Source organism: Mangrovibacterium sp., assembly GCF_059905295.1.
On sequence record NZ_JBZQJF010000140.1, the window covers coordinates 1 to 9,802 of the forward strand.

A 9,802-nucleotide genomic window follows, 5' to 3' on the forward strand; every position below is an offset into this window, starting at 1 on the left:
CCGGCTGAACTTAGCTTTCAGGAGCTGATACCTGAAGATAAAAATCAGCCTTGCGTTTTCTGTTTCGTCTTTGGGGCAAGCCAAAGATGAAAACCCGCCTGGTAAGGCTAGCGGAAATGTATTGGAGCAGAATCGATCCTCATCAACGCATCTTGAAAAAGACTTTCAGAAAAAACAGGTGGAGCATTGAACCTTCCATGGGTGTGAAAGACTCCACCGTGCTAACCGCTTAAGCTTCCTGATCTGCGTAGACTTTGAGCCTTATAGCCGCATTTATTCCGATCAAAATTGATATTGCCATGATCCCGATGGCGGCATAATTGATGATCTTCAGTTTTTGAAGTGTTTCCTCATTCGAGGGGGCGGAAAGATCATGGACCTCCGCTAAGGCATCCAATTTCTCAATCAAATCAATTGTTTGTCCTAAGTTGGGGTGTTTGATCACCTCGTCGCTGCCCTGGATCGTGATCTCCTGATCGGTGTACGATTTAAAATATTTCAGGTAAACTCCCGTGGCTAATCCGAGGACGGAAACCACCAGTAGGAGGTACAGGTATTGTTTCTTTTTCATGAGTTGGATGTTTTGTGGTGCTTAAAACCGGCCGTCAATTTACGAAACAATAGAAAATATTTGACCGACTCTTCGAATTTTGTTTCACCTGAAACCAGGAGGACTTTATATTGGGTAAGGCGGATTTGAAGTTTCCGGGGTCTTTCACCCAAGAGCAATGTAAGCTCAGTGTTATTTCGGAGCTTTTGGTGTTTAATTTCGACATAAGCCGGACAATTACCAGCACGATATTTCTATCTTCACGACAACCTATACCATCATTAAATTCTATTATTCATGAGCAAAAGATTATTCCTTTTGTGGGCTTTAGCTGTGTGCTTTTTTCAACAGGCCCGAAGCCAGGAGCTTGGCAATTCCATCTCTGTCTTTAGCAAATACAACTACTACACGACCGAAGATTCGGCAACAGTTGTTTTCGATATCCCCGATTTACCGGCTGACGGTTTTGACCTTCGTATTTCATCAGGCGACCAGGTCTTTGTTGAAAAGGAATTGATCCGCAATTCCCGGACAAGGCTGAAAGTTCCTTTGGCCGGATTTCCCCTCGGAGATAGTCGTTTAAAGGTTCAGTTGACGGCAGCCGGGCAAGCAGCTCAAATTGATACCCTCGTGATTACCCGATTGGAGCCGAAAAGTAATGAGGTGAAGATGGACCGCGAAACAGGAGGTTTGATTGTGGATGGATTGCCATTTCTGCCCTATGGTTTTTACTCGGGCAGGGTGGCTGATTTGCCGGATCAGGAAGTGGTGAATGACTTCAATATGATTGGTCCGTACCAAAGCAATCTGCCTGACAGCTATGCCGAGCGCAAAGCTTATATGGATCGTTGTGCCAAATTGGGTATGAAGGTTCAGTATGGCGTGAATTCATTAATCGGTTCGGGGCACAACGGCTCAAAAGGGCTGGATAAAACAGACGAAGAGAAATTTGAAATACTGAAGCGGGAGGTGCTGGCTTTTCGCGATCATCCGGCATTGCTGTCGTGGTACATCAACGATGAGCCCGACGGACAGGGGCGCCCTTCAGCTTTGATGGAGAAAGCTTACCAGTTTATTCACAAGCTGGATCCTTATCATCCAATCTCGATTGTCTTTATGATGCCGTCGAAAGTGGGGCAGTTTCGCCATTCGATGGATATCGCCATGACCGATCCTTACCCGGTTCCTCGTTCGGTTACCGGCGTGTCAGACTATGTGGATGAAATCGGTCGGCAGTTTCGCTTTGAAAAGTCGGTGTGGCTGGTGCCGCAAGCTTTTGGTGGCTCCGAAATGTGGCCACGCGAGCCATCGGCTAAGGAGCTTCGGGTGATGACTTACCTTGGCTTGCTGCATGGTGCGCGAGGAATTCAATATTTTATGCGGACGGTAGAAAAGACAACGCCGCAATCGGTTTCGATGTGGAATGCTTGTCGCAATATGGCGGTTGAGGTTTCGGAGATGACACCTTTCCTGTTGTCGGATTCTGTTCCTGTTACCGTTGAAACCAATCACCCCGAAGTTGAGGCAAAGTGTTTCAGCTATAAAAACGAAAAACTCGTGGTGGCTGTTAATCATTCAAACAAGCCATTGCAGGTCAATTTCAAATGGAATACTACCGCTTATCCCAAAGCTGATTTATGGTTCGAGAATCGCTCGGTGCCCGTGAAAGATGGTGAGATAAGTGATTTTATGGATGCAATGAGCACCCGTGTTTATCGTCTGGATGCGGAAGATAAAGCTTCGGAAGTAAAACGTGCCGGCAACCTGATTTACAACCCGGGATTTGAGCAGGTGGTAAGTCCGGGACTGGCAACCGGACAAAGTCTGCGAGGCTCATTTGAGGGGAAAACTGATCCGGCAGCAACGGTTTTTGTCGATAGCCGGACACAGAAAGAAGGGCTGTTTAGCTTGCGATTAACCACACCTCAGGATAGCACCGGAAAGAAAGTGCGCTTTTTGCCGATCATTTTACAAAAGGGAAATACCTACCAGGTTTCCATTTGGGCTAAGCAGAAAGCCGGGAAAACTTCAACCTTCCAGTTGAGTATTCCGGCTTGCAAACAAAAGCACCAGTTTGAATTAACGCCGGAGTGGACAGAATATTCCTACTTGTTTCAATCGGATACGACCAGCACCAATGCTATTTTAAACCTGGATCTGATTGGTCAGGGAACGGCTTGGTTCGATGAGGTGAATGTAAGCCAGGAGCCTGACCTGAGCTATAGCATTCAAACTGATAACAGTGCTTTAGTGGATATCAAAACCAATATTGAGGATGTGAATCTTTACTACAGCCTGTCGGGTAGCAGGCGTACTAATAAATACAAAGCTCCGTTTGCTGTAACTAATCCAACGGTGGTAAAGGCAATGGTGAAAAGGAATAACGAGACCCTGGCTGAGGGGCAGATCTTTGTTCCGATTAACAAGGCCCTGAATAAGCCTGTATTGGGAGAAAGTAAACCAGCCGAACAATACGCGGCAAACGGTTTGGCATCGCTGACTGACGGTCAATTGGGAACCACCTCGTTTAAAAATCCAAATTGGTTGGGCTACCTTGATTCTACAGTTACTTTGGTGATCGACCTTGGAAAAATTCAAAAGCTGAGCTCGGTGGATTTGAGTTGCCTGAGCGATGCCAACAGCGGAATCTTCCTGCCGCGCAATGTGAAGGTTTACACGTCCAACGATGGAAATAATTATAGGCTGCTGAAAGACTTTCAGGTGAAGGAAATCTCCAAACGCGGAGAACCCTATTTATATCCGGTTCAGGTAAACGGTTTGGCAACTTCAGCTCGCTATTTAAAGTTGGAAATTCAAACTTTTGGACAGATTCCTGAGGGGTATCTGTTTAAAGGAACGAATTCATGGATGTTTATCGATGAGGTCTTAGTGGAGTAAATATTATCTAAAATCATTCTAAAATAGTGCTTCCCTGTGTGTTATCGTGTTTTTTTGGTGCGAACTAATCACTAGTTTTCCTAGCTTTAGAGGACAATTGATCAGTAAAACGGAATCTTATGAAAAGACGCGAATTTATAGACCGGGGATTAAAAGCAGGGATCCTGACTGGAGCTGCTTTATCGGTTGGAGGATATGGCAAGCTTTTGGCCAATGGAGAAGGCCTCCCGGTTGATTTAGTTGCCTTGCGTGGTGGTGCTCCCGAAGCGATGTTCGACCAGGGAATTGCTGCATTAGGCGGAATGACTCAGTTTGTGAAAAAAGGACAGAAGGTCGTTGTGAAACCCAATATTGGTTGGAATAAAGCACCTGAGTTCGGAGCTAATACCAACCCTTTGCTGGTAAAACGAATTGTTGAACACTGTTTTACTGCCGGTGCTAAAGAGGTTTATGTGTTCGACCATACTTGTCACGAGTGGACCAAGTGTTACTCGAACAGTGGTATCGAAAAAGCAGCGAAGGATGCCGGTGCGAAAGTAGTTCCCGGGAATAATGAGAGCTACTATCAGTCGGTTAACATCGCTGGTGGAAAAAAACTGAAAGAGACTAAAGTGCATGAGCTGATAATGGAAGCTGATGTTTTTATTAATGTCCCTATTTTGAAACATCATAGTTCAACCCATGTTTCACTGGCTATGAAGAACCTGATGGGGGCAGTTTGGGATCGGGGATTCTATCATAAGAATGATCTGAACCAATGTATTGCCGACTTTTTGTTGTACCGTAAGCCTGACCTGAATGTGATCGACGCTTATAATGCGATGACGCAGAATGGACCGGTAGGTGTTTCACTGGATGATGTCGTCAACCTGAAAGCACAGATTATTTCAACAGATATTGTCGCTGCAGATGCCGCATCGGTGAAGTTTCTGAACCGGAACCCGGAAGATATTGGTCACATCAAAGATGCCTACGAAATGGGCTTGGGGAATATGAATCTGGATGAACTGAATATTCGTCGTATTAAAATGTAGTCGGACAAGATGTTGAAAAAGATTCGGGTTCTCGTTGCCATTTTGGTCGGGTTGATATTTGCGCTGTTATTTATTGATTTTAGAGGAATCCTGCCTGAAGGTTTAATGAAATTCATGGCAGAGACTCAGGTAGTACCTTCAGTCTTACGGACGATTAGGGTAGGGCTGGTCGCGATTGTTGCCCTGACTTTATTGTTTGTTCTAACCGTTTTGACGGGGCGGACTTATTGCAGTTTTTTGTGCCCTCTTGGAGTCATGCAGGATTTCTTTTCGAGAGTGGGAAAGAAGTTCAAGCTGAATGTTAAACCTAAATACCGGAAGCCTTTAACTGTTATCCGCTATGTGCTGTTGGTCTTAGCGACTATCGTTTTTATCGGAGGATCAGCATTCATGCTGAACCTGTTGGATCCGTACAGCATCTTCGGGCGCATTTTTAGTTACCTGGTTCAACCAGTTGTTATTCTTGCCAATAATATACTGGCTATCGTATTGAATCACTTCGAGGTTTATAGCATTTACCGGGTGAAATTGCCGATCGTGCACTGGGCAGTATTGCTTTGGGCCCTTGGATTTTTCCTCTTTGTGGCGGTTCTCTCCATTCGTCGCGGGCGATTGTATTGTAATTCTGTTTGTCCGGTCGGGACGATGTTGGGGCTGATTTCCCGCTTTTCAATTTTTAAAGTTCGTTTAGCTGACTCTTGCACAAGCTGTGGAAAATGTGCCAAAGTTTGTAAGTCGGAGTGCATCGATAGTAAGTCTAAAGTCGTTGATTCCTCGCGTTGTGTTGCCTGCTTCAATTGTTTGGACGTCTGTAAATTTGATGCTATTTCGTTTCAAAAGGGATCGTTGAAACTGGAAAAAGCCGAAGTGAAAACTGTTGATCGGTCGCGAAGAAATTTATTCCGAAAAACCCTGACAACATCAGCTTTGATGACCGCTGCCTATTCGCAGGTAAAAGCCGAAAAAGAGATTGTAAAAAGTAATAAGGGGCTGACTCCCCTGAACCGTAAGCACCATGCTTCACCACCGGGTTCAGAGACACACGATCATTTTAATTCGACCTGTACAGGATGCTCCTTGTGTGTCACTGCTTGTCCGAACAATGTGTTGCAGCCGGCTCTGTTTGAGTATGGACTATCCGGAATGATGCAGCCGTTTATGGACTTTAACAACGGCTTGTGTAATTATGAATGTACGGTGTGCGGCGATGTTTGTCCAACCAGTGCGATCTTTAAACTATCGGTTGAGCAAAAAAAGAAAACACAGGTAGGAGTTGCCAAATTCATTAAAGCGAACTGTGTTGTTGAGACCCATGGAACCGACTGCGGTGCTTGCAGCGAACACTGCCCGACAAAAGCCGTGAATATGGTTGCATACAAAGATAAGCTCGTAATTCCCGAGGTTGATGAAGATATTTGTGTGGGCTGTGGTGCTTGTGAATATGCTTGCCCGGTAACACCTTTCAAAGCCATTTTTGTTGACGGTCATCTGCAACATCAGGAAGCCAAACCTCCAAAACAGAAAAAAGCAGAGATCGAGATCGAAGAGGATTTTCCGTTTTAAGGTATTCGTTGTTAAAGAGTTTTATCCGGTATAAGGTTTGTGTGATCGTTTTATAGGCTGGAGTTGGTTGTTGATAATCGGAAATATTTAATATTTTTGATAAACGAACTAAGTCCAATGAAGCGGAGTGACCAAGGAATATGGGAGAGAATTCAAGGCGGAGAGGTTAATGCCCTACGTGAGCTGCATGACCGCTACTATTTCCCATTATGTAATTTTTCCAATAAAACCTTAAAGCAACGACAGGTTGCTGAGGAGTTGGTTTCTACTTGTTTTGTTCGTTTATGGGAACAGCGAAAGATGATTGCGGTCCAACATTCCCTAAAATCATATCTCTATTTCATGGTTCGAAATCAGGTAATTGACTACCTGCGTTCTCATCATAACGATCCGCTTTCATTAACATCGGAAATACCGGAAATTTCCACTGAAGCGGAAATTAATGATCAGGAGTTTTATGCAGACTTGTATCGGGCTATTGGGAAACTGCCGGAGCAGCGTCGAAAGATTCTGGAAATGGCTGCTTTCGATTCACTCTCCTATAAGGAAATTGCTTCCCAATTGGGTATTTCCGTGAATACTGTGAAAACGCAGATGGGACGTGCTTACCAATTTTTGAAAACGGAATTAGAGCCTCAAAAAATGCTGGTTTTGTGGGATTTGCACCTACTTCGTTAAAAAATGTTTAAAAAATATTCATCTGCTGTCACCCTCCACTAAATGGTTTTACGTCTCAGAAGTATAAAACCAACCAATGGAGAACGACAAACAAAGACTATGGGAGCTTTTAGCTGCTTTTCGTCACGGGGAATTGACTCCGGGAGAACAGCAAGAATTGGATTGGCTTAAAAACGAATATCCCGAAGAGTTTGAGTCATCAGCGCGGATAAAATCTGGCCTTGACCAGCTTGCAACCTTCAGCTCTTCCGATCGGAAATCTTCCTGGGATTCTGTTGCAGATCAGGTTCGTCGGCAAAAGTTTCGTCATTTAGTTAGCTCTTCTTTCAAATATGCTGCTGTAATTATTGTGAGCTTAATCGTAGGCTATTTTATTCAAAGCCAGCAGAGCGCAAATTCCAAGTCGCAGTTGGCAACTATCGAAGTTCAGTACGGGCAAACAAGTCACATTTTTCTTTTTGATGGCACCGAAGTCTGGCTAAACGCAGGAAGTAAACTTCAGTACCCTAATCAGTTTAATTCGGAAAGCCGGGATGTTTATCTTGAAGGCGAAGCCTATTTCAAGGTAACACATAATGAAAAATTGCCATTTAAAGTGAAGACGCGGAAAATGGAAGTTGAGGTATTGGGGACCTCTTTCGATGTAAGCGCCTATAAGGATGAAAATATGGCTGTTGTTTTGGAAAAAGGGAAAGTTAAACTCAATTCTTCAGGAGGGAAAAAATTAGCAGTGATGGCTCCGGGAGATCGGGCTGAATTGAATCGAGGTTCAAATGAACTTTCAGTTAAAAAAGTAGATACAGAATATTATACCGACTGGAAAAACGGATCAATGGAGTTCAAGGATGAAGCGCTGGGTGAGATTGCTAAAAAGCTGGAACGTTGGTATAATGTAGAAATTGACATTCGTGATAAAGGTCTGGAAAACTATAAGATATCCGGAACAGTATTACGGAATAAACCGATACAACAGATTATGCAGGTATTTGCATTCTTAGCACCTATTCGGGTCGATTATCACTCGAACCCTAATCAGAAAGATCGTATAGACATTTATAAAAAGTAAGGCCTATGTAACAAAAACAAGGCGATAAAATGCTGCGAACATTTTACCGCCTGCTAATAAAACTAAAATGTTTCATTATTAACTCAATCCAAATTTATGAAAAATCATCGTATGTTTTACAGCGACCCCTGGTTGCTCAAAAAGATTATGCGTATTATGAAGCTAACAACCTTTTTTGTTATTCTGCTAACATTGACAGTTCATGCGAATACGTATTCCCAGAATGCAAAACTAAACCTAACGATTTCGAATGGGACGCTTGCAGATGCATTGAAGCAGATCGAAGAACTATCTGACTATTATTTCTATTACAACAATTCCGATATACAAGGTGTACAGGCTGGTTCCGTGACAATTAAAGACGGAAGTATTGACGAATTGATGAATCAGTTGCTGGAAGGTACTGATCTCGGTTATAAACTGGTTGACCGGTATATCGTGTTGAAGAAGAAAGGAGAAGTAACCGGTTATACCAATGCTCAACAAGTTGTTACTGTTTCCGGTAAGGTTACAGACACAAAGGGGGAGCCACTTCCCGGGGTAACTGTTGTTGTTAAGGGTACTCAAATGGGTACGATTACCGACTTTGATGGTAATTACTCTCTCAAAGGTGTTGATGCCAATGCCGTTTTGCTTTTTTCTTTTGTTGGGATGAAGGCACGTGAAGTACCGGTCGCCGGGAAAACTACCATCTCCGTGAGTTTGGAAGAAGAAACCATCGGTTTGGAAGAGGTCGTTGCTGTTGGTTACGGAACTCAGAAAAAAGCCAATTTGACTGGTGCTGTTGGTGCAGTCAATATGAGCGAGATGGAAAGCAGACCTTTGACTAATGCCAGTTTGGCTTTGCAGGGTACTGTTTCCGGTGTATATGCGTTACAAAACTCAGGAAAGCCCGGAGACGACAATGCCGTTATTGATATTCGGGGGGTTGGAACATGGACGAATAATGCACCATTGATTTTAATTGATGGATTTAAAGGCAATATGTCTGATGTAAATCCCAACGACATCAAGTCAATATCTGTATTGAAAGATGCCGCTTCAGCTTCTATTTACGGTAACCGTGCTGCCAACGGGGTTATTCTGATTACCACCAAACGAGGAGCTGCCGGTAAAATGCAAATAAGCTATAATGGCTATTTTGGTGTTCAGCAAGCAACCCGATTACCACATGTTTTAAACTCAGTTGAATATGCAACACTGCGCAACGAGGCAGCAGAAAATGCAGGGACCATCGCGAATTATACCGATGAAGACATTCAAAAATTCGCTGCACATAATGATCCCATGTATCCCGACATCGATTATTTTAAAGTCTATTACGGAAAGGCAAATACACAAAACCACCGGATAAGTATGTCAGGGGGGACCGATAACCTGCGATATGCATTTATGGTCGGACATTTGGATCAGGATGGTATTATGGTTGCTACCAATTATAAAAAGACGGACTTTCGATCAAATATTGATGCCTATTTTTTAAGCAATAAACGATTAAGGCTATCGACTAAATTGTCTGGTAACTATGGGGTAAAAGGAGAACCAACTAGTGTATGGAATGCCACCTGGTATGCAACGCTTGCTCCGGTATATCCCCTCCAAAATGCAGATGGAGAGTACATGAGCGTAAATGGTGAATTAAATCCATATGCCGAAATTCTAGCTGGTAGTACCTCAAAGACAAAAAGATACAATTTCAATGGTCAGGTGGAAGCTGAATATACCATTCTTGATGGTTTAAGTGCTCAGGTGACCTATGGTTATAATGTTGTAACATCAAATATCAATGCCTTTAATGCCAATGTTGTTTTAGCCAACAAAGATGGTAGTTATAAAACAGAATCATCTGATTTACGGGTTAATGATGAGACAGATGTTCAAACGATGTTGACGACTTTGCTGAAATATGATAAAACATTTGGTAAGCATAATTTAAACTTATTGGCTGGTTATTCAGAAGAAGAATTTACCTATGATTGGCAGGATGGCTATCGCAGAAATTTTGTTAACAAC

7 protein-coding genes are annotated in these 9,802 nt (G+C 43.2%); 6 read left to right on the top strand and 1 reads right to left on the bottom strand.

The annotated features are described in order from the left end of the window. Positions 1-229 precede the first annotated feature (229 nt). Positions 230-571, bottom strand: coding sequence for a hypothetical protein (locus AC37HE_RS07425; RefSeq protein WP_500782173.1), 342 nt, complete (start codon positions 569-571; stop codon positions 230-232). A 276-nt stretch (positions 572-847) separates the two neighbouring features. Between AC37HE_RS07425 and AC37HE_RS07430 the strand changes: the two genes are divergently transcribed. The 6 genes from AC37HE_RS07430 to AC37HE_RS07455 all read left to right on the top strand — a co-directional run. Then, positions 848-3,448, top strand: coding sequence for a carbohydrate binding domain-containing protein (locus tag AC37HE_RS07430; RefSeq protein ID WP_500782174.1), 2,601 nt, complete (start codon positions 848-850; stop codon positions 3,446-3,448). Positions 3,449-3,567: 119 nt separating this feature from the next. Next, a complete protein-coding gene (locus AC37HE_RS07435; RefSeq protein WP_500782175.1) occupies positions 3,568-4,482 on the top strand; it encodes a DUF362 domain-containing protein in 915 nt (304 codons plus the stop codon). Between the two features lie 9 nt (positions 4,483-4,491). Further along, positions 4,492-6,045: a 4Fe-4S binding protein gene (locus tag AC37HE_RS07440; RefSeq protein ID WP_500782176.1), complete on the top strand. Its 1,554-nt coding sequence runs from the start codon at positions 4,492-4,494 to the stop codon at positions 6,043-6,045. Positions 6,046-6,162: 117 nt separating this feature from the next. Beyond that, positions 6,163-6,723, top strand: a complete 561-nt coding sequence (locus tag AC37HE_RS07445; protein ID WP_500782177.1) for an RNA polymerase sigma-70 factor — start codon at positions 6,163-6,165, stop codon at positions 6,721-6,723. A 76-nt stretch (positions 6,724-6,799) separates the two neighbouring features. Then, on the top strand, positions 6,800-7,789 hold the full coding sequence (locus AC37HE_RS07450; protein WP_500782178.1) for a FecR family protein: 990 nt from the start codon (positions 6,800-6,802) through the stop codon (positions 7,787-7,789). 96 nt (positions 7,790-7,885) lie between these two features. Continuing rightward, a partial coding sequence (locus tag AC37HE_RS07455; RefSeq protein ID WP_500782179.1) for a SusC/RagA family TonB-linked outer membrane protein occupies positions 7,886-9,802 on the top strand: 1,917 nt, incomplete at its 3' end.